General features: G+C 32.8%; 25 protein-coding genes. 21 read left to right on the plus strand and 4 right to left on the minus strand.

What is annotated here, in order from left to right; translation table 11 throughout:
- Positions 1 to 398: 398 nt before the first annotated feature.
- The 7 genes from mltG (at position 399) to AC4BBR_RS03110 (ending at position 6,390) form a co-directional block, all read left to right on the plus strand.
- Entirely contained in the window at positions 399 to 1,568 is a 1,170-nt protein-coding gene (gene mltG, locus AC4BBR_RS03080) for an endolytic transglycosylase MltG (protein ID WP_490462061.1), read from the plus strand.
- Between the two features lie 261 nt (positions 1,569 to 1,829).
- On the plus strand, positions 1,830 to 2,303 hold the full coding sequence (greA, locus tag AC4BBR_RS03085; RefSeq protein WP_490461121.1) for a transcription elongation factor GreA: 474 nt from the start codon (positions 1,830 to 1,832) through the stop codon (positions 2,301 to 2,303).
- A gap of 200 nt (positions 2,304 to 2,503) precedes the next feature.
- A complete protein-coding gene (liaF, locus tag AC4BBR_RS03090; protein WP_490461122.1) occupies positions 2,504 to 3,235 on the plus strand; it encodes a cell wall-active antibiotics response protein LiaF in 732 nt (243 codons plus the stop codon).
- Entirely contained in the window at positions 3,232 to 4,335 is a 1,104-nt protein-coding gene (locus AC4BBR_RS03095; protein WP_490461123.1) for a sensor histidine kinase, read from the plus strand. Before liaF ends, AC4BBR_RS03095 begins: the two co-directional genes overlap by 4 nt.
- Positions 4,310 to 4,942, plus strand: coding sequence for a response regulator (locus AC4BBR_RS03100; protein WP_490461124.1), 633 nt, complete (start codon positions 4,310 to 4,312; stop codon positions 4,940 to 4,942). The genes AC4BBR_RS03095 and AC4BBR_RS03100 overlap by 26 nt, the downstream gene beginning before the upstream one ends.
- A 300-nt stretch (positions 4,943 to 5,242) precedes the next feature.
- Entirely contained in the window at positions 5,243 to 5,908 is a 666-nt protein-coding gene (locus AC4BBR_RS03105; protein ID WP_490461125.1) for a potassium channel family protein, read from the plus strand.
- A gap of 170 nt (positions 5,909 to 6,078) precedes the next feature.
- Complete coding sequence (locus tag AC4BBR_RS03110; protein ID WP_490461126.1) at positions 6,079 to 6,390, plus strand: HesB/YadR/YfhF family protein; 312 nt, start codon at positions 6,079 to 6,081, stop codon at positions 6,388 to 6,390.
- A gap of 143 nt (positions 6,391 to 6,533) precedes the next feature.
- Here the strand turns inward: AC4BBR_RS03110 and AC4BBR_RS03115 are convergent, their stop codons facing one another.
- A complete protein-coding gene (locus tag AC4BBR_RS03115) occupies positions 6,534 to 8,021 on the minus strand; it encodes a helix-turn-helix domain-containing protein (protein WP_490461127.1) in 1,488 nt (495 codons plus the stop codon).
- 468 nt (positions 8,022 to 8,489) lie between these two features.
- Here AC4BBR_RS03115 and AC4BBR_RS03120 point away from each other — a divergent pair, with 468 nt between their 5' ends.
- Positions 8,490 to 9,428 (plus strand): glycosyltransferase family 2 protein, encoded by a 939-nt coding sequence (locus tag AC4BBR_RS03120; protein ID WP_490461128.1) that lies wholly within the window; start codon positions 8,490 to 8,492, stop codon positions 9,426 to 9,428.
- Between the two features lie 54 nt (positions 9,429 to 9,482).
- Here the strand turns inward: AC4BBR_RS03120 and AC4BBR_RS03125 are convergent, their stop codons facing one another.
- The 3 genes from AC4BBR_RS03125 to AC4BBR_RS03135 all read right to left on the minus strand — a co-directional run bounded on the left by AC4BBR_RS03125 (position 9,483) and on the right by AC4BBR_RS03135 (position 12,590).
- Positions 9,483 to 10,445: a phosphoglycerate dehydrogenase gene (locus tag AC4BBR_RS03125; RefSeq protein ID WP_490461129.1), complete on the minus strand. Its 963-nt coding sequence runs from the start codon at positions 10,443 to 10,445 to the stop codon at positions 9,483 to 9,485.
- Positions 10,446 to 10,544: 99 nt separating this feature from the next.
- Positions 10,545 to 11,636, minus strand: coding sequence for a flavodoxin-dependent (E)-4-hydroxy-3-methylbut-2-enyl-diphosphate synthase (ispG, locus tag AC4BBR_RS03130; RefSeq protein ID WP_490461130.1), 1,092 nt, complete (start codon positions 11,634 to 11,636; stop codon positions 10,545 to 10,547).
- 141 nt (positions 11,637 to 11,777) lie between these two features.
- Complete coding sequence (locus tag AC4BBR_RS03135) at positions 11,778 to 12,590, minus strand: DUF1189 domain-containing protein (RefSeq protein WP_490461131.1); 813 nt, start codon at positions 12,588 to 12,590, stop codon at positions 11,778 to 11,780.
- A gap of 165 nt (positions 12,591 to 12,755) precedes the next feature.
- On the opposite strand from AC4BBR_RS03135, the gene AC4BBR_RS03140 reads away from it, so the two are divergent.
- The 13 genes from AC4BBR_RS03140 (at position 12,756) to AC4BBR_RS03200 (ending at position 26,080) form a co-directional block, all read left to right on the plus strand.
- Entirely contained in the window at positions 12,756 to 13,364 is a 609-nt protein-coding gene (locus tag AC4BBR_RS03140; protein ID WP_490461132.1) for a superoxide dismutase, read from the plus strand.
- 131 nt (positions 13,365 to 13,495) lie between these two features.
- Positions 13,496 to 14,467 (plus strand): diaminopimelate epimerase, encoded by a 972-nt coding sequence (gene dapF, locus AC4BBR_RS03145; protein ID WP_490461133.1) that lies wholly within the window; start codon positions 13,496 to 13,498, stop codon positions 14,465 to 14,467.
- Positions 14,468 to 14,512: 45 nt separating this feature from the next.
- Complete coding sequence (locus AC4BBR_RS03150) at positions 14,513 to 15,328, plus strand: hypothetical protein (protein ID WP_490461134.1); 816 nt, start codon at positions 14,513 to 14,515, stop codon at positions 15,326 to 15,328.
- Between the two features lie 155 nt (positions 15,329 to 15,483).
- Positions 15,484 to 16,317 (plus strand): YveK family protein, encoded by an 834-nt coding sequence (locus tag AC4BBR_RS03155; RefSeq protein ID WP_490461135.1) that lies wholly within the window; start codon positions 15,484 to 15,486, stop codon positions 16,315 to 16,317.
- A gap of 11 nt (positions 16,318 to 16,328) precedes the next feature.
- Positions 16,329 to 17,030 (plus strand): CpsD/CapB family tyrosine-protein kinase, encoded by a 702-nt coding sequence (locus AC4BBR_RS03160; protein WP_490461136.1) that lies wholly within the window; start codon positions 16,329 to 16,331, stop codon positions 17,028 to 17,030.
- 21 nt (positions 17,031 to 17,051) lie between these two features.
- Positions 17,052 to 17,816 (plus strand): tyrosine-protein phosphatase, encoded by a 765-nt coding sequence (locus tag AC4BBR_RS03165; protein WP_490461137.1) that lies wholly within the window; start codon positions 17,052 to 17,054, stop codon positions 17,814 to 17,816.
- Positions 17,817 to 17,942: 126 nt separating this feature from the next.
- Positions 17,943 to 18,626, plus strand: a complete 684-nt coding sequence (locus AC4BBR_RS03170; RefSeq protein ID WP_490461138.1) for a sugar transferase — start codon at positions 17,943 to 17,945, stop codon at positions 18,624 to 18,626.
- Entirely contained in the window at positions 18,626 to 19,810 is a 1,185-nt protein-coding gene (gene cps2T / locus AC4BBR_RS03175; RefSeq protein WP_490461139.1) for a beta 1-4 rhamnosyltransferase Cps2T, read from the plus strand. Before AC4BBR_RS03170 ends, cps2T begins: the two co-directional genes overlap by 1 nt.
- A 3-nt stretch (positions 19,811 to 19,813) precedes the next feature.
- A complete protein-coding gene (locus AC4BBR_RS03180; RefSeq protein ID WP_490461140.1) occupies positions 19,814 to 21,139 on the plus strand; it encodes a glycosyltransferase in 1,326 nt (441 codons plus the stop codon).
- 107 nt (positions 21,140 to 21,246) lie between these two features.
- On the plus strand, positions 21,247 to 22,152 hold the full coding sequence (locus AC4BBR_RS03185; RefSeq protein WP_490461141.1) for a glycosyltransferase family 2 protein: 906 nt from the start codon (positions 21,247 to 21,249) through the stop codon (positions 22,150 to 22,152).
- A gap of 137 nt (positions 22,153 to 22,289) precedes the next feature.
- On the plus strand, positions 22,290 to 23,459 hold the full coding sequence (locus AC4BBR_RS03190) for an O-antigen ligase family protein (protein WP_490461142.1): 1,170 nt from the start codon (positions 22,290 to 22,292) through the stop codon (positions 23,457 to 23,459).
- Entirely contained in the window at positions 23,452 to 24,606 is a 1,155-nt protein-coding gene (locus AC4BBR_RS03195; RefSeq protein WP_490461143.1) for a CDP-glycerol glycerophosphotransferase family protein, read from the plus strand. Before AC4BBR_RS03190 ends, AC4BBR_RS03195 begins: the two co-directional genes overlap by 8 nt.
- 13 nt (positions 24,607 to 24,619) lie before the next feature.
- Positions 24,620 to 26,080 (plus strand): oligosaccharide flippase family protein, encoded by a 1,461-nt coding sequence (locus AC4BBR_RS03200; RefSeq protein ID WP_490461144.1) that lies wholly within the window; start codon positions 24,620 to 24,622, stop codon positions 26,078 to 26,080.
- Positions 26,081 to 26,084: the final 4 nt, after the last annotated feature.

Below are 26,084 nucleotides of genomic sequence, written 5' to 3' on the forward strand. Positions count from 1 at the left end.
TATTTATTTAATTTTAGAAAGAAAACAAATCTTACAAGTTAGTGACTTTTCTCTAAAAAAGTTTAAATTTAAAAAGCTTTCATGTATAATGGTAAAAGTTAAAGAAGATACATAGAAAGTAAGGAGGATTTGTTTTGGCAGAAGATAACCAAAATAATCAAGATCATTCCAATTCTTCATTCAAAGATCAGGTCTTGCGTTCTTTGCGAGGAGAAGAAATAGGAAATGATGATTCAGCTTCTTCTGAACATAATGCTCAGAACGTATCGCAGCATAACGAAGCGGAATATAGAACGCACCAATCTCAACAAGAAAAAAAAGAAGAACCGATAAAACTAGATGAAATAGAATCTGTTGGTTCCCGTAGTGCAGAGCATCACGCGAAACGATCAGAGCCAATGGAAGAACAGCTAGAGACTGAAAGCACCCAAAGTCCTAAAGAAGATAATGTTAGCAAACGTACTAGAAAGAGAGAAGATCGCATTGTCAGCCGAATTGTGTTGATCGTTGCCTCTGTTTTGTTATTGGTGGTTGCCATTTTTGGCTTTACTTTTTATAAGTATGTCAATGCAGGATTACAACCACTTGATAAAAAGGATAGTAAGCTAGTCCAAGTACACATTCCAGAAGATTCATCGAATAAGAAAATTGCCAATATTTTAGAAGAAAGTAAAGTCATTAAAAGTGGAATGGTATTCAACTACTATGCGAAATTTAAGAATCTGACTGATTTTCAGGCAGGTTATTATCAAATGGCGCCTGACATGACATTAGACGAAATTGGTGCACTCTTAAGAGAAGGCGGAACAGCGGAGCCGACGCAACTTGCTGATGGAAAAGTAACGATTCCAGAAGGCTTTGATATTGATAAAATTGGAGATGCAATCGAAAAAAATACTAATTTCAAGAAGGAACAATTTATTGAACTGATGAAAAATCAAGCATATTTTGATTCAATGAAAGAAAAATATCCAGACTTGTTAGCGAGTGCCGCTGAAGCCAAAGATGTTCGTTATCATTTTGAAGGGTACTTATTCCCAGCGACATATGACTATTACAAAGATGTAAAACTAGAAGATTTTGTTGAACAAATGATTGCGAAGTCTAATAGTGTGATTGAACCGTTTAGCCCAATGGTTCACGCTAAAGGCATGACGATCCAACAAGTACTGACACTCGCTTCATTGGTGGAAAAAGAAGGCGTGAAAGAAGAAGACCGCAAGAAAATTGCGCAAGTATTCTTTAATCGAATTGCAGCTAATATGCCGCTGCAATCAGATATCTCTATTTTGTACGCGTTAGGCGAACATAAGGAAGTAGTTACTTATAAAGATTTAGAAGTAGACTCACCTTATAATCTTTATAAAAATACTGGTTACGGTCCTGGACCATTTGATAGTCCGAGTGAGCAAGCAATCAATGCCGTTTTAAATCCAATAGCAAATAATTATCTTTATTTTGTTGCTGATACCTCAACTGGAAATGTTTATTTTGCTGAGACGTATGAGCAACATCAAGAATTTGTGGAGCAGTATGTAAATAAAACAGAAACAGAAAAAAGTGAATAATCTATAAGTTTGCGTAATATATTACGAGCCAACCTAAAAACTAGGCGGCTCGTTTCGCTTTACTATGGATTCGTGAATTTAAATACAAAAGAGATCTAGAAAGGGTACACAATTAGATAAAATTCATAACAGATTTATAAAATGAAGTGAATATTATTTACAATTTGCTTAAAGCGTGGTAATCTTTTCTGGATTGAAAGCGGAATTTTTCAATGAAATTAAAATAAAAACATTGTAGTAAGTTAAGAAGGAGAAATTAACATGGTAGAAAAAGTATTTCCTATGACACAAGAAGGTAAAGAAAAATTAGAACAAGAACTTGAGGAATTAAAGACAGTTAAACGAAAAGAAATCGTTGAACGTATAAAGATTGCCAGAAGCTTTGGCGACCTATCAGAGAACTCTGAGTATGAGTCTGCTAAAGATGAACAAGCATTTGTAGAAGGAAAAATTACTACATTAGAAAATATGATTCGCTTTGCGGAAATTATTGACAATAATGGCGTTGATTCTGACGAAGTTTCAATTGGAAAAACAGTGACATTTGTTGAGCTACCTGATGGAGATGAAGAAGAATACACTATTGTTGGTAGTGCAGAAGCAGATCCTTTTTCTGGTAAAATTTCGAATGATTCACCAATTGCACAAGCATTGATTGGTAAACGTTTGAACGATCAAGTCACGATTGCAACTCCAGGTGGAGATATGCAAGTAAAAATTACAAAAGTTGGATAACAAAACTGTTAATAACGACAAAGGGTGAGTCAAAACTATTATTAGTTCTGACTTGCCCTTTAAACCTGATTAAATAGCAAATGAATCCCGATTATTTGCAAAGAAATTAGGGCTAAAGTCCTATAGTAAAATGAGGCTTTAGCAACTAACATTAATAAGGGAATCAAGGTATAATTAGTATTATAGAAAGGGGGATTATAATGAATAACCCATGGCGTTTTTTTATCGTAGTAGAAGCATTACTTTTTATATTAGCTTTATGGCAAATTATACATAACCCAGGCTTAGCGATAGTATTAGTATTAGGAATTTTGAGTGCTGTTTATGCACTGAAAAAGGTCCATCGCAGTAATTTCAATAATTTTCAATTAGTATTAGGGATTATCTTGATTTTGATTGGGGTAATGAATAGTCCTGCATTTTGGTTGATGTTAGTATTTGGTGTTTTATTTATTGGTTTAAAAGGTGTAGAAATCGCAGGTGTTGATATCACCCAACGGGCACCGTGGCGAAAGAAGCAAATGATCATGGTGGAAACGACGAATGTTGAATCGAAAAGTGGTCGCCGCTTCAAACGACCTTGGTTTGCCAATGAACGCATCGGTAGCAATGTTTACGAATGGGACGATATCAATATAGACGTTCTTTCAGGAGATACAATCGTCGATTTAGGGAATACTCTACTACCTAAAGATGACAGCATTATCATCATTCGTAAAGGTTTTGGTCGCACAAGAATTTTAGTTCCACTAGGTGTTGCTATAACACTAGAACATTCGACTTTCTATGGAAATGTTAACTTTGAAGAAGAAAAATATCATCTGAAAAATGAATCATTAAAAGTCTATAGTAATGACTTTGATACAAATAACCGCCGCTTGAAAATCATTACAAATACCTTGGTGGGAGACCTAGAGGTGATTCGGGTATGATGGGTAAAATTTCTCGACAGATGCTTTCTTTGTATGCTGCTTGTAGTACATTTATTGTTGTTTTACTTACACTGTTTTCATACTTTTATTCGATCAAGCAAAAAAATTGGATATTGGAATTACTTCAAAGAAAAGTATTTTATATTCCGTTAATTTTCCATATGCTTTTGATCTCTCTTTTAGTTGGACTATCGACCTTTTTACTCGTATCTATTGTACAAAAGGCACAATATGGTAAAATTGAAGAGAAACTTCGTTTATTAGCAAGAGGAAGTTATGAAAATCCTGTCATTACTAAGAACGTTCCACATGCTAGCAATGACCAGTACATTGGAGAAGTTGACCAAGACATCTTAAAAATCAGAACGAAATTATTAGAAATGTCAAAAGAATTACAAATATTAAATAGCCGTCCGCAATTGATGGATGGAGAAACTAAAGAAGAAATATTACAAGAAGAACGCCACAGACTAGCTAGAGAACTTCATGATTCTGTAAGCCAGCAATTATTTGCAGCGATGATGATGCTGTCTGCTTTAAATGAGCAAGCACAACGCCGTGAAACACCAGAAATGTTCCGAAAACAATTAGTAACAGTAACAGATATTATCAATGCTTCTCAATCTGAGATGCGGGCCTTATTACTTCATTTACGTCCAGTAAGCTTAGAAGGAAAAAGTTTACGTAAAGGGATCGAGCAATTATTGAAAGAGTTACAAACAAAGATTAAAATTGAATTGACGTGGGATGTTGAAGATGTTCATTTGAATAATAGTATTGAAGACCATTTATTCAGAATCGTTCAAGAACTCTTATCCAATACGCTTCGACATGCCAAAGCCAAAGAACTTGAAGTCTATCTCCATCAAGTAGACAAAAACGTATTATTGCGTTTAGTGGATGACGGTATAGGTTTTGATATGAATGAAAATGATAATAAAGCCGGTAGTTACGGCTTGAAAAATATAAGAGAACGTGTTGCTGGAATGGGTGGTATCGTCAAAATTATTAGCTTTAAAAAACAAGGGACAAGCGTTGAGATCAAAGTGCCTGTAATAAAGGAGGACATAACAAGTGATCAAAGTATTGTTAGTGGATGACCATGAGATGGTGCGATTAGGTGTATCCTCGTATTTATCGATTCAAGAGGATATTGAAGTAGTTGGAGAAGCTGAAAACGGCCAGATTGGTTATGAAAAAGCGTTAGAATTACGACCTGATGTGATTTTGATGGATTTAGTCATGGATGTGATGGATGGAATTGAATCAACAAAGGCGATTTTAAAAGATTGGGCGCAAGCACGAATTATTATTGTCACTAGTTTTATTGATGACGAAAAAGTTTACCCAGCAATTGAAGCTGGAGCTGCTGGCTATCTATTGAAGACCTCAACGGCTCATGAGATTGCGGATGCTATCCGTGCGATTTCTAGAGGAGAACGCGTTTTAGAACCAGAAGTAACGACTAAGATGATGGAACGCTTGACGAAAAAGCAAGAGCCTGTCCTGCACGAAGATTTGACAAACCGTGAACATGAAATTTTGATGCTGATTGCTAAGGGACGCAGTAATCAGGAAATTGCCGATGAGCTGTTTATTACGCTTAAAACGGTTAAAACTCATGTATCGAATATCTTAGCAAAACTAGATGTTGAAGATCGTACACAAGCAACGATCTATGCATTTCAAAATGGCTTAGCAAAATAATGATAAGCAATTTGTTAGAATCTGATTTAAGGTGAACAATTTTGTCTCAATCATATAAAATTCGAATAAATGGTGTGAAAAAGTCAGGCACCTCAGCAGTGGGATCAAAAACCGCGCAGTACATATCAAAATGTATTGTGCGGTTTTGTCTAATTGACAAGAAACATGATGAGAGAACAAGTGGATGTAGATGTTACCTACTTGATATTCGAGCCCAAGTAATTTTTGTTTTAGCTCTTCTGTTCAATTGTCAGTCTGTTTGTTATACTTAAATTAAAATTAACAGTAGGGGAAGTAAACATGAAGCAAAATTTTGCAATTATTGGTTTAGGAAGGTTTGGCGGCAGTATCTGTCAAACATTGATCGAATCTGGTCAAGAAGTTTTAGCTATTGATAGCAACGAAGATCGAGTGAATGAATATATGAATATTGCCACCCATGCAGTTGTAGCGAATGCTCAAGATGAAGCAACACTGCGATCTTTAGGTATTCGCAATTTCGACCATGTCGTCGTTGCCATAGGTGAGGATATTCAAGCGAGTATTTTAGTTACTTTAATGGTGAAAGAAATGGGTGTATCAAACGTTTTAGCTAAAGCTGTAAATGAATATCATGCAAGAGTATTAGACAAGATTGGTGCAGATTTAGTTGTCCATCCAGAACGAGATATGGGCATTAGAATAGCGCATAAACTAGTTTCCAGGAATATATTAGATTATATTGAACTATCAAGCGAAGTATCTTTAGCAGAAGTTCGTGTCTCGAATCCGAAATTTTATGGTAAAACGTTAGGCGATCTAAACTTTCGTCAGCGTTTTGGATTGACAGTCGTTGCTATACGTCGCTCTAAATCACAAGTGATTGCATCTCCAGCGGCAGAAGAAATAGTTAGAGAAAATGACAATTTATTAGTTGTTGGTGAAACAGAAGATGTTGATTTGTTGGATGAAAAGATGAATGGATAATTACAAGCAGTTTATTCTTTGAAAACCGGACTTTATGCTAAAATGACAAGTGAGATGTTTAGGTCAGTATTTTGGAAAAAGATAGAGAGTATTTCGTTTAACTTTCCTTGTTTTTCAGTAAAAGCTGAGTAGCCTATTGCGCGTTTTTAATTATACGGGAGGGATTTAAGATGAAATTAGCAATTACACCACGTGCGCAACAATGGTTTAAAGACGAAGTAGGTGTTACTTCAGATAGCGGCATTCGTTTTTATGGTAAAATTTATGGTAAGACAGATGTTCATGAAGGCTTTTCAATCGCAATGTCTGTTGAAGCGCCAGATCAGCCGTTAGTCAAAGAAGTGATTGATAATATTACGTATTTCATCGAAGAAACAGATGATTGGTTCTTTAAAGGATATGATTTATCGGTAGATTATGACGAGGAAAAAGACGAACCAAAATATAAATTCGCTAAAAATGAAGAAGACTTGAAACAATAGCTCAAACAGCTTTCAAATCATTTAAAAGATAAAAAGAGGATGAGGCAAAAGTACTTTTTACTTTTGCCTCATCCTCTAAAACTAAATAAATGCTTTTGTCCCAATCTTCGTATATATGTTGTAGCTGAAACAAAACACACTTATCAACTAGTTAAAGAAGAAGATTTTACTGTATATCTTTTATGTAAAGTATCGATAAGACCCACTTGATAATCTAATGCAGGGGATATTGGGATTATCTGGAAATTACCACTTTTCTGGATTTTATCTGGCAGTAAGAGTTTTGATGCTGCTATGTAAAAATCATATTTTTCCTCAGAGGTTGAAGAAACAAATGAGACGGAGATAAATGAAATTTGTTCCAAAAAATCAAAGAGAGATTGCAGAAAAATAGCATTTGGCGATAAAATAATGCCTACATTCAATTGATATTTTGGATTACTTCGTTCATAAAAGGGAAGTAATAAAAACGAACAGATATAAACTAAATCATCTAAACAGTTATTTATCCAAGCAAATTCTGGATTTAAAATAATTTCATTTAAAAATATTCTGACTTTTCTAGAAAGAGGTTCATACAAGGGATTCTGTTCTTTCACGCAAGATTCCATAAAATTAATAGCGATCGGTAAGGAACCTTTTATTGCAAGGTGATTCAAACAAGTAGTAAATATATTCGTATTTAGTACGTCTTTTTCATTATCAGATAATTTATTTTCCAAAAATAAAGGAGAGTAAAATGCTTCGAAAAGTTCAATTAGGTTACCTAATGGCTGCTGATCACTTTTCATATATTCTTTTACATGGCGAAGTCTAGGATCATCTGCATAAAAATAGATATTCCAATAAAACATCATGAATGAAAGAAAAGTAAACTCTCTTTCTATAAAATGCTGAGGAACCTTTGCTTGTTCTAATTTTCTAACAAACGATGTACTTGTTTTTGGAAAAACTAATTGCTTAAAAGGGGGTTCAATAATGAAATGTTTCTTTTGGATTCGTAATTGTGAGATTGTTGTAAGTAAATACCATTCTCTAGGTTCCGCGTAAGTCATCCATTGATGGTCTTCCTGGTCAAACAAATCAAAGCCCCTTTTCGTTTCATTTAAAGCTAAAAAAAGATCCTCCCCATATGATGCGATCCAAAATATATTTAAATAAACGATACGAATCAAGTTTTCTTTTCCAGCAAGTTGGAGTTTTGAACAATTTAATTGAATATCGAAATCCTTTAAATAATTAATTAGTGGCTGAAGCCTTCTTATAATTGAAGCTCGGCTAATGAAGTGATCTCTACAAAAATGTTCAATTGTGTAATTTTTTTCTAAAATTGTTGCTAGTAAAAATTTGTAGGGCAAACTTTTGCGAAATAAAAATTGAGAATATGGAATATCACGCAGCTTGGCTAACTCAATATGTACTTTTCCTTGATCAGTCAATAACTCAAGACCTTGTTTTTCCATGAGGTCCTCATGGATTTCTGAGAATAGTGAGTTCAAGCGAGCGTAAGAAAAATCTGTGAATTGTTCAAAATAATGAACGCTATATGTACCATCAGCTGTAGTCAATAAGTGTTTAAAAACGCTTATTTTACGTTGTGCAACATCATCCAATAAAATGTCTTCTAGCATATTTAGTCTCCCTTCGATAATTAATTGTGATTTTTCGGATATAAAGGTTATGTAATTCACAAAAGATAATATATTGTAGATAGAAAATACGGACTCTCTTTATATAATAACCATTTATTCTCGGTATTTCAATTAGAAAATAAAGATAAATAAAAAGCGGAATGATTATTTAAAGCAGTTCTAATAGTCTGATCTCCGTTTGTAAACGCTATATATGCTATAGTTCCTATAATCGTATTTTATGAAAAATAAAAAAATGCATGTTATTTATATTGTGAAAATTTATTCTTTTTCTTGTCGCTATTTTTTGGAGACATCTGAAAGGCTATATTTAGTTTTGCTGCTTACTTGTATTTAGGTATGAAATGAAAGTGGTTTTTACTTTTGCTCAACACCCTTAATTTTATTATTATTCTGTTGTGGATGTATGCTATAATCAAAAAAGAATACTTTTTTGGAGGAAATTTTATGCTATCAATTATTGTTCCTTGTTACAATGAAGAGGAATCAATTCCGTTGTTTTTTGAAGAAGTGGAGAAAGTAAGTTCACAAATTCAACATAACATAGAGTACATATTTATTAATGATGGATCAAAAGATCAGACCCTAAGTGCGCTAAGAAAATTATACAAGGAGCATCCTGAGAAAGTTCGTTATCTTTCTTTCTCTAGAAATTTTGGGAAAGAAGCAGGACTTTATGCAGGACTTAAAGAAGCTAATGGAAGCTTAATTACAGTGATGGATGTGGATTTACAAGATCCACCTGAATTGTTACCTAAAATGATTCAAATACTAGAGACAAATAAAGAATTGGATTGCGTTGGCACAAGACGAGGTGATCGTGAAGGCGAACCTGCTATCCGCAGTTTCTTTGCTAGAATGTTTTATCGATTAGTTAATAAAATAGGCGAAACAGAAATGGTTGATGGTGCTAGGGATTTTCGTTTAATGACACGTCAAATGGTAGATGCTATCTTAGAACTGACTGAGTATAATCGCTTTTCAAAAGGGATTTTTAGTTGGGTTGGTTTTAACACAGAGTATCTTTCTTATGAAAACCGGGAACGTGTAGCGGGTTCTACTTCGTGGTCTTTTTGGAGCTTATTAAGTTATTCTATCGATGGGATTGTCAACTTTTCAGAAGTACCGCTGAACCTTGCTTCTTATGTTGGAGCCTTTTCATGTGTGGGATCAGTCATGGCGATGTTAATTATTTTCTTTAGAACGATTATCAAAGGAGATCCTACTAACGGCTGGCCATCAATGGTTTGTATTATTTTATTTGTTGGCGGATTGCAGTTGCTTTGTCTGGGAATTATTGGAAAATATATTGGGAAAATTTTCTTGGAAACAAAAAAACGTCCGATTTATCTTGTAAAGGAAACAGAAAAAGATCAACAAAAATAAAAATACTGATTTGAATCTTTTCATAATGATTCGAATCAGTATTTTCGATTTAGTTCAATATCCTTGATGCAAAGATATTTCATTTTTCGCTAACGTACTATCTTTCAGAAATTGTTTAAGGTTTTGCGTGAAAATTGTCAATAGTTTGGCCTTGAATCCAGGAGTTAAACCAGATATATGGGGAGTAATCAAAACATTCTCCATCTCCCATAAGGGACTGTCTTCAGGTAAAGGTTCCTCTTCAAACACATCCAGAGCAGCAAATCTTAACTGGTTTGCATTTAGCGCATGAATCAAGTCAACTGTGTTAACAGAAGAACCGCGCCCAACATTCACAAAGACAGTTCCGTGTTTCATGGCAAGAAACATTCGCTCGTTATACATTTGATATGTATCATCTGTCAGAGGAAGAATATTCACAACGATATCCATCTCATTCACGATACGACTCATATTTTTATGAGAATAACATTCAATAAAGCCATTCGTTACATGACCAGAAGTATTTACGCCATATGTTTGAATACCTAATCCTTGGGCAAAGCTAGCAAGTTGTTGTCCAATATGTCCAGTGCCGACAATCAGCATTTTTTGCGTAGACAGTTGCTGATAGGAAATATTCTCTCTTGTCCATTCTTTTTTTGCTTGATTATTAATACTGGTCCGAAGGCCTCTAAACTCAGTTAGTAGAACACCTAAAACATGTTCTGAAATTGAAGTACTGTGAATACCGCTGGCGTTGGATAATAAGATGCCTTTTTCAGAAAAACGGTCTAAATCATATGTGTCCACGCCAGCAGAAATAGATTGGACCCATTTTAAACGACTTGTTTCAGAATCTAATAAGCGCTGTCCTAATTCTTTATCCCAACCTAACATAATCTCAATGTCATCCTCGATCATTTGTGATAGGTCTTTTTTAGTATCAATAACAATATAATCAGGAGCACTTTTTCTGATTGTCTCAACTTGTTCTTCTTTCATCTGTTCGTAAATATAGATTAGTGGTTGTCTCATATTGATTCCCCCTCGCTAATCCATTGTAACAAAAAAGACTCCCAAACAAAAAAAGATTGAACTATTGCTCGTTTCAATCTTTTTTGAGAAGCGTATAAATTATATTTTTTCGCCACGAGCATATGCTGCTGCAAGACTATCAACTTCTTTTTTTAACTCATCAACCATGATTTCTTCTGGAACTGTACGAATGATCTTCCCTTTTTTAAAAAGCATCCCTTTGCCATTTCCACCAGCTATTCCGATGTCAGCTTCCCGAGCTTCACCAGGTCCGTTAACAGCACAGCCTAAAACAGCTACTTTGATTGGAGCTTTAATTTTTTCGATATACTCCTCAATTTCATTAGCAATTGGAATCAAATCAATTTCGATTCGTCCACAAGTTGGACAAGAAATCAACGTAGCGGCATTGCTTGTTAGGCCGAATGCTTTTAAGACTTCTTTAGCGACTTTGATTTCTTCTACAGGATCGGCTGATAATGAGACGCGACAAGTATTTCCAATCCCTCGGGACAGTAATGCACCAAGGCCTGCTGCAGACTTTATTCCGCCAGAAAATTTTGTTCCAGCTTCGGTAATTCCTAAATGTAAAGGATAATCAAACGTTTGTGCTGCTAAAGTGTAAGCGTCAATCGCTAGGTTAACATCGCTAGCTTTTAATGAAACGATAATATCATAAAATTCTAAATCTTCAAGTATTTCAATATGCTCGACAGCGCTGGCCACCATTGCCTCAGCTGTAGGATAACCATATCGTTGCAAGAATTTTTTTTCTAGAGAACCTGCATTAACACCAATTCTGATTGGAATTCCTTTAGATTTACATGCGGTAACAACTTTTTCTACACGATCTTTTCGTCCGATATTTCCAGGGTTGATACGTATTTTATCGACCCCTTGTTCGATCGCTTTCAGGGCTAAACGATAGTCAAAATGAATATCAGCAACCAATGGAATTGATATTTGACTTTTAATAGCACCCAAAGCGTCAGCCGCTGCTTCATCTGGCACTGCTACACGAACAATTTGACACCCTGCATCTTCCAAACGTTTGATCTGAGCAACTGTTCCTTCAACATCCTGTGTTTTTGTTGTACACATACTTTGAATAAATAATTCATCACTTCCGCCAATTGTTAAATCTCCAACCTTAACTTGACGTGTATTTTTACGATGGGTCAATTCTCCCATAATGATTCTCTCCTTATTGCGGAACTATTATTTTGGTGATTACGTTTAAGCAAGTATAATTCATGATTTATTTTATCACATAATTGTATACTAGAGAATGTAAGAAAAGTTTAAGACTTGATCAATTGCTTCGATTCACTATTATACTAAAGGTGGCTCTTGTCGTTGTTCTTTGCGAGTAGCAAAGAAGAATATCAACAAAGAAATAAAAACAATCAAAAAGCTATCATCGAAAGATTGATTAATAAGGTGAAGAATACTACTGAAAATAACCGGGAGTGTCGCGCAATAGATTGAGATTTTTAAACAATCTAAAAATCGCAGTTTGTACAAACGAATCTTACTGTATAGATTTGCGCCGATTGCGATCATAAGTAAATTGATAATCAAGTTAATAAATGTTGGGTATAAAGTAAAAACAAACACAACTAGTTTTATCCAAAAAGGAATACTCGCTTCATCTAAAGCATCTTTCAAATCTTTACTATTTAAACCGTCTAAGGAACCTTTAGAATAAGGAACTTCAAATTGATTGGAGCCTAGCAATGAATCTGCAGTTCCTAAATTAGGTAAAGTAATCACAAATTCATCTTGTAAAAAACCTAAACCAACAGCGTTGCCGACGGAATCAGCTGTTACATCACTAAGAGATCGTTTTCCTTCAGGATCAAAAGTGAAAATAATCGAATTTGTTTGGTAAATAAAACCTTCAGTGCCCGTTGCTGTTTTTAGTTTCCCATTAGAAATATTAAAATTTGGTAATTTTGCGGCAATCTCTTGTCCGTCAGTCCTAACATCTTGCATTATAGAAAAAAGTTGTTTTGTTATTGGAAGGGCAAGAATGACACTTAAAAAAACAACATATAAAATGACTTTCCAAAATGGCATTTTCTTAGCCTGACGGAGATTAGTTAACTGAAATAGTGAATGTTTAAAAAGCGTAAATGAGTTCATAAATTCTCTCCTGACTTGAATTTGGTACACACGTCATTTTAAAGGAGTTAACGAGGAAAAACAAGTTTAGCTACAACTTTGTAAGCAATTACTTTGAAGGTTGCCATAAAATCTGTTATGCTATAAATGTATGAAACGCTATACTTAATTAATGGAGGGATTTTTATGACTTACACTTTACCAGATTTACCATATGCTTACGATGCATTAGAACCTTATATTGATGTAGAAACAATGCATCTACACCACGATAAACACCACAATACTTATGTGACGAATTTAAATGCTGCAATTGAAAAATATCCTGAATTTGGGACTAAATCAGTAGAAGAGCTGATTTCTGATATGGATGCTATTCCAGAAGATATCCGTACAGCTGTACGTAATAATGGCGGTGGACATGCAAATCACTCATTCTTTTGGGAAATCATGGCTCCTAACGCAGGTGGCGCACCAACAGGTGATATCAAAGATGCTATTGATGCTGCTTTTGGGAGTTTCGATAAACTAAAAGAAGAATTTAAAGCAGCTGCAACTGGACGTTTTGGTTCAGGTTGGGCATGGTTAGCCTTAAATAACGGCAAATTAGAAATTACTTCAACGCCTAATCAAGACTCTCCTTTAATGGAGGGGAAAACACCCGTTTTAGGTTTAGACGTTTGGGAACATGCTTACTACCTAAATTATAAAAATGTACGTCCAGACTATATTGATGCATTCTGGAATATTGTAAACTGGGATGAAGTCAATAAACGCTTTGCAGCAGCTAAATAAGCTGGAAAAATAGAACTTTTAGAAAATTTTTTGAGGAAAACAGTAAATTATACTGTTTTCCTCTTTTTTTTTGTGGCATACTAATAGTTAAGAATATAGATATGCAAAACATCATGTAAAGGAGTTTTATAATGAATATAATAATGCAAAAAGTTCATGGATCAGAAAATGACTTCTTTTTAATAGATGAAATGCAATTGGATCGTCCTTTTACGGATGAAGAAATCGATCTTTTGCGCATGCATTTGTGCGATAGAGAGGCGGGGTTACTCAACGGAGCGGATGGTCTGTTACTTGTTGAAAGTGTAGTTAAAGGGTTGTCGCTAGCTAAAATGCGTGTGATCAATAGTGACGGTAGTGAGGCGAGCATGTGTGGTAATGGGTTGCGTACAGTTGCTAGATACTTAGCTGAAAAATATAACAAAAAATCTTTCTCTGTAGAAACCATGTTTGCGGACCTCAAAGTAAGGCAAGCCCCTATGTTTAATAAACAAATAGCGACTTACCAAGTGGAAATTTCACCAGTCAGCTTTGAAGCTGCAGCTATTCCGATGCTTACTACAAATAATACGATAATCAATGAAGTGATTCCAGAATTGTCAAGTAACTTGAAATTTTCAGCTGTAGCAGTTCCAAATCCACATTTAATCGCATTTGTTGATCATCAAACACTTATGAGCAAAGAGTTTGAACGAATTGCCACTTATGTAAACGGAGATAATCCTATTTTTCCTGATGGAGTTAACGTAAGTTTTGTAGAAATTTCAGGCACAAACGAACTGTTTGTACGAACCTTCGAACGTGGAGTAGGTTTTACTAATGCTTGTGGAACGGCAATGTGTGCTAGCAGTTTGATGTATGTTTTACTAAACGACGGTGAATTTGATGAAACAATTATTGTTAAAAATACTGGAGGTATGGTAAAAACAGTAGTACACGAAGGAGGTTCAGGTAGTTATTGGATGGAACTGATAGGGAATGCGACTGTTACACATTTGATATCTGGGTCTTTAACCGATTTTATAGAAGGTCACTTTGAAGAATCAACGATTAAAGAAACAACTGAACAAGCAGATTATTTAGCATTTTTAGCATCTATTTAAAGCTCTAGTCTGTTAATGAAAGATATCTTTAAAAGGAGTGTAATGGTGGTAAGAAGTAGTCGGTTTGGTAAAAGTATTTACATAAGCGTTATCCTCATTTCAATTAGTATCTGTTTTTTAGGAATTAGGCAAAATACGAATCAGGAACAGAAACGAAAAGTTGAATATGCAAAATCAACAATAAAAAATGAATCTGTAAAAATTAAACGAATGTATAGACAAGTTAGTCAATTTTATCAAAATAATCATGAAGAATTTCTAGTAGATTCACTAGAGAAAGAAAAATTGAAAGCTGTTGAAAGAACAATCATCATGTTAAAGACAGAAGCTGCAGATTTCGATATAGCAAAAAAAGATTTTTCTACAGACACTTCAGAAGTATCTCAAGAAAAAAAAGAATTATTGATTAAAATAGAAGATATCAAAAATAAGAAAGATATTCAAACACAAGTGACTGCTTTACTTGTTCAAGCGCCGACTGATTGGACTGCAGACAATGGGGAAGTAGTTATAAAGGAAAGTACAACTGCTGAAAAGGTTTCAACGATACGTGCTAAAGTTCCTAAAAACGAAAGCCAGTGGAGCAATGCGATCACCACATTATTAGATGAAATGGATTTACAGGTTAAACAATATAAAGATATGAAACAATCGATCGCTATGATGACAAAAGAGGGAGCACTGACGAGCAATGCAAATGCTGAGAGCTTCATTCTTCTTTTTAACCAGCTGGATCAGATAAAAAATGAAACATTGAGAAAGGAATTATCCGACAAACTGGATGTCGTTGATAAGCTGCTAGAAAAGCAAGCTGAAGGTGATTCAATAGGTGAACAGGGGGAAGTTCTGCCAAGTGAATAATAGAGAAACAATGCGTTTTTCGTAAGATGTAAATATAATCTATCAATAATTTCAACATTTATTGAAATTATTGATAGTGTATTATTTACAAATAGCCTTGTACTTATTCCAGCTAGAATTTATAATTATTTGTATGTAGTTAATTGGAGGAAAAAATGGAAGAGACAATCAGTTTACAGGAATTAATTGGCGTATTAAAAAAACGTATTGGTTTAATCATTGTCAGTATGTTTTTAGGACTAGGTGTTGCTGGGATATTGACTTATTTTGTGATCACACCTAAATACAGTTCTCAAGCACAATTAATTGTTCGATTACCGCAAAATGAAACAACGAATGTTAATGATATCAATGGAAATTTACAAATGATCAATACGTATAAGGATTTGATTAAAAGTGACACTGTAATGACAGAAGTACAACAAAGAATGAAAACGGAGCATCAAAATGATTTATCACTTGAAGCATTAGGAGCCAGCATTTCAGTAAATCAGTCACAAAACTCGCAAATGTTTTCTATCGTTTCTAAAGTAATTGATCCAATCGTAGCTCAAAATATAGCTAATCAGACTGCTTTAGTGTTTCAAGAGCAAGCCAAAGATATGTTGAATGTAGATAAAATTACGATTATATCTGCTGCAACTGCCAATGTGAAGCCTGTTTCGCCAAATGATAAAATCAACTTGATAATCGGCTTAGCTCTGGGTGTTATGTTTGGAATAGCTGTATCCTTTATCTTAGAGCTGTTCGATAAAACGATCAAAGATGACAGTTTTGTAGCAGATGAGCTCGGCTTTACGATATTAGGTGTTGTTCCTAATATGACAGCGAAGGAACTAAGTGCAAAAGTAGTTCATACGCCTTCAAACTTGACAATGCAATCCGCTGAGTCGCGAAATCCTAATACAGACATACCAAGAACAATCTCAAAAGAAAACGATAAATCAGACAATTCTGCTGCCGCACGTAGAAGACGACCGAGAGTTTAAAGGAGTATGGAATGACAAATAAAGCAAGAACTCAAAAAAAACAGAAAACCAAAGCCGTAAGTTTAATAACCTTAGCCGATAAATCTTCACCAATATCAGAGCAATATCGAACGATTCGAACGAATATCCAATACGCTATGGTAGATAGAGATTTAAAAACATTAGTGATTACATCATCAGGTCCAAGCGAAGGAAAGTCCACTACTTCAGCCAATTTGGCCATTGTATTTGCTAATTCAGGCAAACGTGTATTATTGGTAGATGCTGATATGCGTAAGCCTACGGTGGCAAAAACATTTTCTTTAGAAAATGTCCGCGGATTAAGTACGCTGTTAGGGAGTCGTGAAACACGTTTACATCAAGTTGTTCAAACTTCCGATGTTGACAATTTAACTTTGATGACAAGTGGTCCTAAACCACCTAATCCTTCAGAACTACTGGATTCTAGACGAATGAAAGAATTGATGTTAGAACTGAAACAACAATATGATTTAGTAATATTTGATATGCCGCCAGTTGTAGCTGTGACTGATGCGCAAATTGTATCTTCAAAATCAGATGGAACAATTTTAGTTGTTCGTGAGAATGTTTCAAAAAGAGATTCTTTATTGAAAGCTAAAAATTTATTAGAGCTGGTAGAGGCGAATATTCTTGGTGTTGTATACAATGGATCTAAAAATATAGCAGATCAAGGCTATTACTATGGCTCATAAATAGTAGGAAGGAATAAGCTGATGATTGATTTACATTGCCATATATTGCCAGGAATTGATGATGGAGCTAAAACGATCGACGATTCACTTGACATGGCTAGAATGGCCGTTAAACAAGGCATTACTCATATTCTTTGTACGCCTCATCATAATAATGGTAAATATGATAATCCTGCTGGGCAGGTAATTACTCATGTGGCCGCTTTACAGAAAGAATTAGATCTTAGAAGTATCCCCCTTACCTTATTTGAAGGACAAGAAGTAAGGATTGGAGGGGATTTGTTGGAGCAAATTCGGAGTAATGATATTTTGTTTACAGACCTTGATAATCGTTATATTTTAATTGAATTTCCTACTAACGATATTCCCGCTTATACGGAACACTTATTTTTTGAATTATTAAAAGCAGGTCATACACCAGTAATCGTTCATCCGGAAAGAAACAGCAAATTTATTCAAGATCCTAACAGACTGTTGCCTTTTTTAGAGATGGGCGTATTAACTCAACTGACAGCTCCAAGTTATATAGGTATTTTTGGGAAACGAATCGAGAGAACAGCTAAACGAATGGTTGCACATAATATGGTATATATGATGGCATCGGATGCGCATAATATTAATAAGCGCGGTTTTTTTATGAAAAAAGCATATGAAGCTATCGGTAAAGACATGGGTGTAGAGCATGTGTCGGCAATGCAGCAAATGGCTAAAGATATTTTAAATGGGGATGATGTACAAAGACCAGAATTCAAGGGAATTCAATCGAAAAGATTTGGTTTGTTTTAAAAGTACTAAGTAGAAGTTGTTGGTATGTACGGATACATAGTAGTTGTTTAATTGAACATAAATACGTAAAACGTGGTTGGTAAGCACTGTTTTTTTAGAGGAGTGGAAAATTTGGAGGGGAAGTTTGTGGAAGTTGGTAAACGCGTGCAACAAAAAAATGAAATTTCTGAGTTGACGATAAAAAATGCTTCTGAGCAACAATCTCTACTTTTTAGATTATCTAAAAGAGTAGTAGATATTTTGGGTAGTTTGCTTGGTTTGATTTTATTAAGTCCTGTGTTTTTAATTGTTGGTTTTCTAATACGAAAAGAAGATCCAAACGGTCCAGTTATCTTTTCACAAAAAAGAGTAGGGAAACAAGGCCGTCTATTTACTATGTACAAATTTCGATCGATGTGTACGGACGCTGAGGAACAGTTACATGATTTGATCGAATTAAATGAGATCGAAGGAGCTATGTTCAAAATAAAAGATGATCCTAGAGTGACGAAAATCGGAAAAAAAATTCGAAAAACAAGTATTGATGAACTACCTCAACTATTAAATGTTCTAAAAGGAGAAATGTCATTAGTAGGACCTCGCCCGCCGTTGCAAAGAGAAGTAGCTGAGTACAGTCAACGTGATATGCAACGCTTAAGCGTAAAACCAGGTTGTACAGGATTATGGCAGATTAGAGGTAGAAATGACGTTCATTTTGATGATATGGTTGAATTTGATTTGGAGTATATTGAACATCAATCTATCTGGAATGATTTTAAAATTATTTTACAGACGATTAAGATAATGTTTTTAACTAGAGGAGCTTATTGATGAGTGATTCTAATCAACATATCTATATTATTGGTTCTAAAGGAATTCCAGCTAAATATGGTGGCTTTGAAACTTTTGTCGAAAAGCTGACTCAGTACAAAAAAAGTGACAATATTCAGTATCATGTTGCATGTATGAATATTGGGGACAATTTATATGGTAATGGACAAAAGCATTTTGAATATAATCAAGCAGATTGTTTTAATATTGATGTACCTAATATTGGTCCAGCAAAAGCAATTTATTATGATATGAGAGCGTTAGATTATTCAATAGAATTGGCGGAAAAGTTCAATAACTCTGCTCCTATTTTTTATGTCTTAGCTTGTCGGATCGGACCATTTATAAAGCATTATAAGAAAAAAATTCAAAAAATAGGTGGAAAATTATATGTTAATCCAGATGGTCATGAATGGCTTAGAGCTAAATGGAGTTACCCTGTTCGGAAATATTGGAAGTATTCGGAAAGGTTAATGGTTAAACATGCAGATTTACTAATATGTGATAGTTTGAATATAGAAGAGTATATAAGAAATGATTATCAGAAATACGATCCAAAAACAATTTATATTGCTTATGGAACAGACATAGAAAAATCACAATTATCTTTTAATGACTCAGTTGTTAGAGAATGGTTTTTAAAAAATGAATTACTAGAAAAAGATTATTTTCTAGTAGTTGGTAGATTTGTACCTGAAAATAATTTTCAAATAATGATTCAAGAATTTATGAAGACATCAACGAAAAGAAAACTGGTGCTAATTACTAACATTGAGAAGGGTAAATTTTACGAAAAGCTACGTAATCAAACTCAATTTCAACATGATCAACGAGTTAAGTTTGTTGGTACAGTGTATAATCAGGAATTACTAAAATATATTAGACAAAATGCATTTGCTTACATTCATGGCCATGAAGTTGGGGGAACTAATCCGTCTCTACTAGAAGCATTGGCATCAACAAATAGAAACTTACTTCTTAGTGTTGGATTTAATGAAGAAGTTGCAAAAGAAAGTGCTTATTATTGGTCTAAAATAAGTGATGATTTAGCAGGTTTAATTGATCAAATAGAAGATGTAAGTGGAAGTGTAGATAAAGGAAAAAAAGCAAAAGAGAGAATAACTGAAAGTTACAGTTGGACATACATTAATAAACAGTATGAAAATCTTTTTATCGAAAGGTAAATAATGAAGATATTACATTATGGATTAGGTTTTCCACCTAATAGAACAGGTGGTTTGGTAAGTTATACATTGGACTTAATGGAGGCTCAAACAAAGTCAGGAGAACAAGTGATTTATTTGTATCCTGGCGGCTTGAATTTTTTTAAAAAGAAGTTAAGTATTAAAAAAAATAAAAGACAATCAAAAAAGAATTTTCAGGTTTATGAATTAGTAAATTCTTTGCCGCTGCCGTTATTTGGCGGAATAAAAGAACCAATAAAATTTATGGATATCGATGATAATAATATTTATAGAAGATTTTTTGAGCTAATTGAAGCTGATATTATTCATATTCATACTTTAATGGGATTGCACAAAACATTTTTTGAAATTGCTGATGAAAAAAAGATAAAGATTGTAATGACTACTCATGATTATTTTGGAATTGCTCCAGAACCTAATTTTTTTCTAAATGGAAAAAGTTATGATACTCAGAATAATGTCGATAATTGGATTAAAGTCTCCAGGTCCGCTATGTCAGTAAAAAAGTTAAGGTTATTTCAATGGAAATATTATTACTTAATTAGAAAGATAATTAAGGTAGCCAAACTGAAAATAAAGTATCTTGATAAACGTAAGATTACTAATAAAAAGATGGTAGTAATAAAAGATGAGGAGATTAAACAATATTCGTTGTTAAAAGAATATTATTTATATATTCTTCAAGAAATAGACTTTTTCCATTTTAACAGTCAATTATCTAAAAACGTGTATCAGAAAAATTTGCCATTAGATAAATATGAAGTAATTTCTATTACAACTGCTGCAATTAGAAGGCCACTAAAAAATAGACAAAAGAATAGGATCAATCGTATTAGAGTGGGGTATATAGGGCCGTATAAAGAATATAAGGGTTTTTATGATTTTTTGAAATTATCGGAAGAACTTGGAATGACTGACTACGAATATCATATATACGGTGATAATAGCAAGCTTGAATTTTCAGGTATTATTAATCATGGTCGTTATTCTAAGGAGGAATTGGGTACAGTTTACAAAAATATTGATATTTTGATTATTCCGAGTAAATGGAAAGAAACATTTGGCTTGATTGTTTTGGAAGCTTTAAGCTATGGTGTTCATGTAGTCTTAAGTAATAATGTTGGTGCAAAAGATCTGGTAAAAGAAAAGTACATTTACTCTGATTTTTCCGAGTTAAAGGATATTGTTTTAAATATAGATCTAAATGAAAAGGAAACAACAATTATTAAAACGATAGAAACACATAGAGTAGAGATTAAAAAAATGTACAAAAAAATAATAAAGGAGACGAAAGCTGATTATCTTTAAAATGGTCTTCACCATCTATATAAGGATTGATTAGGGAAAACTAAAAAAATTAACTTGAGAATGAAGAAGAATTAAAATCAGAATTTTATGATAAGAAAGGAGAAAAAATGGATATATCAATAGTTATTCCTTACTTCCAAGGAGGAAGATATTTACTGGGACTATTAAAAAATATAGAGCAAGCAGTTGTTAAATTAGATGATAAGTTTAAAGTAGAACTAATCATTGTTAATGATAGTCCGTGGGATAAGATTGAGTATTTTGATCAATATACGTTTGAGACGAAAATTATTACAAATGAGTATAACTCAGGTATTCATAAGTCAAGAGTCAATGGGTTAAATATCGCTAAGGGTAAGTATATCTTATTTTTAGATCAAGATGATGAAATTACAGAAGTATCTTTACTCTCACAAATTAAAAAGATTACTACCGCTGATATTATAATAGGAAATGGTTTTTTTAAACTAAATAGGAATGATTCTTATAAAATATATAAAAATGCGAATTCTCAAAAACAAATAAAGAAGGAATGGCCTTACCTTTTTGTGAAAAACCTGATTGTGTCCCCAGGGCAAGCACTTATAAAGAGAAAGTCAATTCCGAACGTATGGAAAGAGAACATTGTTAAACACAATGGAGCAGATGATTATTTGTTATGGTTGTTGATGTTAGATAGAGGAATGAAATTTGAATTAAATTCTGATTATGTATATGTACATAATGATTCTGGAGAAAATATCTCATTTGATATTGAAAAAATGAATAAATCTTTAGATGACCTGATTGTAGTTTTAAAGAAAGCTATGTATCCAATTAGAAAGCTAGATAAATTAAAAAAGACCATAGGATACAAGCATAAGTTCATGACGAACAAAAAAGAATTTGTGTTGAATAGTTTTTTTAACATGGATATATTATTGGTTAGTGTATATTTCCGTATAGTGTATGGTAGGACAGTTACTAGTAACAGAGTATTTAAAAAATTTATTAATAAGAATACAGAAGTGTGAATCTTAAAAAAAATATTTTATGAAAGGAGGATATAATTATTTTTCGAAGAGTTAACATAAAAATGTTTTATTTTTTGGTATGGATGTTGCCATATCAATATATTATTACGGATGTCATTTTTAGGAAAGCTTTTCTATTGACTATTATTAAGGATATGTTGATTTGTGCAATATTTGTATTTGCAGTGGTAGACTTATTAATTACGTCAAAAAGAATTGTCATTAATAAAAATGATTTTTTCGTACTATTTTCTCTGGTAATTATTTTGGTTTTGGGAATTGGATCTTCTAATAATATACAGGTTTTAAACATTGTTAGAGTGTACTCAGTGCCAATTTTACTATATTTTATCATGAAGATGACTAATATAAAATTAATTGAGATAGCAGTAGTGATAAAGATTCTTTTTTTTAATACTTTACTCATAGCTTTATATGGAATATTTCAAGCATTGGTACTTAAAGATCAATTTCTTATTAAGATAGATTTTTTGAATACTGGACTAAACCAACTACATCACTCTTTTTATATTGGTGGATATTTTGGCTTTCAAAGGATAAATGGAACATTTGTTTCACCTAACGATTTTGCGTTTTATTTAATGTGTGTAATATTGTGCGTTCTATTTTTCTATAAGTTGCATCCTCAATTTAAACCTAAAATGTATTCTTTTGGTGTTTTTGTATTCTTTATAGCGTTAATAGGAACTTTTTCTAGGACTGCTTGGATGGGGACAGTAGTGGCATTGTTTATATTTTTTGCTTCAGAGATTTTTGATTTAAGAAAAATGAATAAACTAATAAAATTATTTATTTTAGGAGCTATTTTTTTGATTAGTTTTTTTCTTATAGACTCATTGTTTTTAGAGAACCGTTTCTTCAATATGATTTTTCACTTGTTAGAAAATACGTTCTCAAAAAAAGATTTGTCTTTGCTAGGACATAGTGATTCAATGAAACGATCAATTGATTTACTGATGGATCATCCATTCGGGCTTGGCTTTGGGAATAATGGACCTAGGGCTTTAGTATACATGTTTAATGCAAATCTTACAGAATCATCCTACTTTCTTATGGGATATGATCTAGGTATAATAGGTGCGATATTGTACTTTATTCCGTTTTATAATTGTTTTATAGAGGGGAAGGTATTGAATAAACGTGTGGATAAAAAGTTTTTAGTCATACCAATTTTTGGGGCGCTTTTAGGTTTTATATTATTACCATTTACTCAAAATTATGAAGTGATGTGTTATTTGTACATTTTTTTAGGGATTTTTTATAGTAAACGTCTAGGAGATGAGTAAGATTATATATTTAAAAAAAATGTTTGAGGTAATTATTAGTTATTTCTCCATGCTTTCCCCAAGAAGTAAAAATATTTATATATATGGTTCATGGTTTGGAGAAAAATTTTCAGATAATTCTAAGTACCTCTACATAGTCGCCAATGAACTAAATTGTAAAAGAAACATATGGATTACTAAGAACAAAGATGTTTTTTTTGAACTCAAAAAAATGGGGTATGAAGTATATTTGAGTAACTCAGTTAAAGGGATTTTTTTTCAACTTAGAGCATCTGTCGTGTTCACTACTACTAAACCTTATAGTGATCTTAATTCTATTTTATTAGGAAATGCAGTTCAAATAGATTTGTGGCATGGAGTACCTCTAAAAAAAATTGGTTATGATGTAACTCCCCTGAAAAAAATCGATTTTAGAAAATTTCCCAATAGAAAAGAATATGTTGTTACTACAAGTGAGACAATGAAGAAGATCTATGAGAAGGCTTTTGATTTGCCAAGTGAAAAAATTTTAGTTTGTGGTCAACCAAGGAATGATATATTTTTTGATTCTTCATTAGAAGACAAAAAAGACTTGGATATGTTACAGAAAATAATTAAAGGAAAAAAAATAATTCTCTATATGCCCACACATCGTAACGAGGGAAAAACATCTTTAGATTTAGATGATTTGATAGATTTTGCTACTCTGAATAAATTTTGTGAGGATAATAATTACTTATTTTTAATAAAAAAACATTATTTTCATAATCATGAAGAAGTCATTACAAATTTAGGTTCAGTAATTGAAATTACAGCTCTAAATTTAGATGTTCAAACGTTGTTAAAGTATGCTGAAATATTGATTACAGATTATTCAAGTGTTTATATAGACTTTCTTTTAGTAGATAAACCTATTATTTATTTCAATTTTGATTACGAAACCTATTTATCGTTTGATCGAGAAATGTATTTTGATTATCAATCAGTTACACCTGGTCCTAAAGCTAAAAATAGTGAAGAGTTATTAGATGAGTTAAGAAAAATAATCGTTTTAAACAAAGATGACTACAAAAAAAATAGGGTGTCTGTTCGTGACCTTTTTTATGAGAGATCACAGATTGGAACGGTTTCAGAGAGTGTCCTTTCTGTTGTAGATAAACTAAGATAAAAGAAGGTAGAAAATGAAAAATATTGCAAATATATTTTATAATTCGTTGTATCAACTTTTTGTGATTTTGATCCCAATCATCACTATTCCTTATATTTCAAGAGTACTTGGAGCTAATCTTATTGGGGAAGGTGCATATTTGAATTCAATCTCTAATTTTTTGAGTACTATCATTTTATGCGGTTTGATGCAATTAGGTTCTAGAGAAATTGCCAAAGCTCAATTAGATAATAGAAATAGTACATTCTATTCTTTGTGGAAGATACAACTGATTTCTGGAATAATTGTTATTAGTTGTTTCATTTTAGCTACTTCATTTTTTGTAAATAAAGATGAATACATATTATATTATTCGCAGATTCCATTTCTAATTTCTTTTGTTTTTGATATCTCATGGTTTTATGTTGGTATTGGTGAAATGACTACAGTTATAAAAAGAAATGTCATAGTAAAGTGTTTTTCTTTGGTTATAATCATACTATTTGTAAAAAGTCCCAGTGATTTCATTTTATATCTATTTATAAATAGTATATCTTTTTTCTTGTCAAACTTATTTTTTTGGGTAGGTATAAATCAGTATTTGAATATCGATTTAAGTGTTAGAGATGTTGATTTATCCAATGTTAAGAGTATTAAAAGCAGTCAATTTATAAAATCGTCTTTAATGTTGTTATTACCTCAAATAGCGGTACAATTTTATACAAGTTTTGATAGTACTTTGGTAGCTAATTTATCTAATAATATCGAATTATCATATTATAGTCAGTCGCAAAAAATTGCCAGAATAATTTTGCAAGTACTAACTTCGGTTAGCATAGTTATTATGCCTATGATGGCGAATTTAAATGATAATAAAGGTGACAACAAATTATTGAAAATTACCAAAGTATCTGCAGATTTTACTTTAGCCTTAGCATTATATTTTACTTCTTTGATATTAGTAAATACAAATGAATTTGTACCGTGGTTTTTTGGTAAGAATTTTACAAATATGTCCCGATATATGTTTTGGGTATCATTTATTATTATTCCAATTTCATATGGTGGTGTCTTTTCAAACCAGTTTGCACTAGCTAAAGGAATGTACAAAGAATACGCTATACCTTATTTTCTAGGAGCACTTATAAGTATTATAGGCAATCTAATAATAATTCCAAAATATGGAGGGTTTGGAGCAATTGTAGTTCTTTTAGTGGTCGAATGCATAGTTTGTATAGCTAGGATGTTTTTTGTTAAGAATATGCTAAGTATTAAAGATGTTTTACAAGGACAATACAAGTATATTCTAATATTTTTGATCTTAAATATCTCTGGCTGGTTTCTAAAAATTAATGAGAACTATTTTTTTACTATAGTATTTAGGAGTATAAGTATTACACTGATTTTTGTTAGTTTAAATATAATATTAAAAACAAGTATCTCTAGAGTACTTAGTAGTTCAATTAAGAAAATAATTTTGAAAAGGAAGGGTTAGTATG

This window comes from Enterococcus sp. AMC1251, assembly GCF_058216535.1.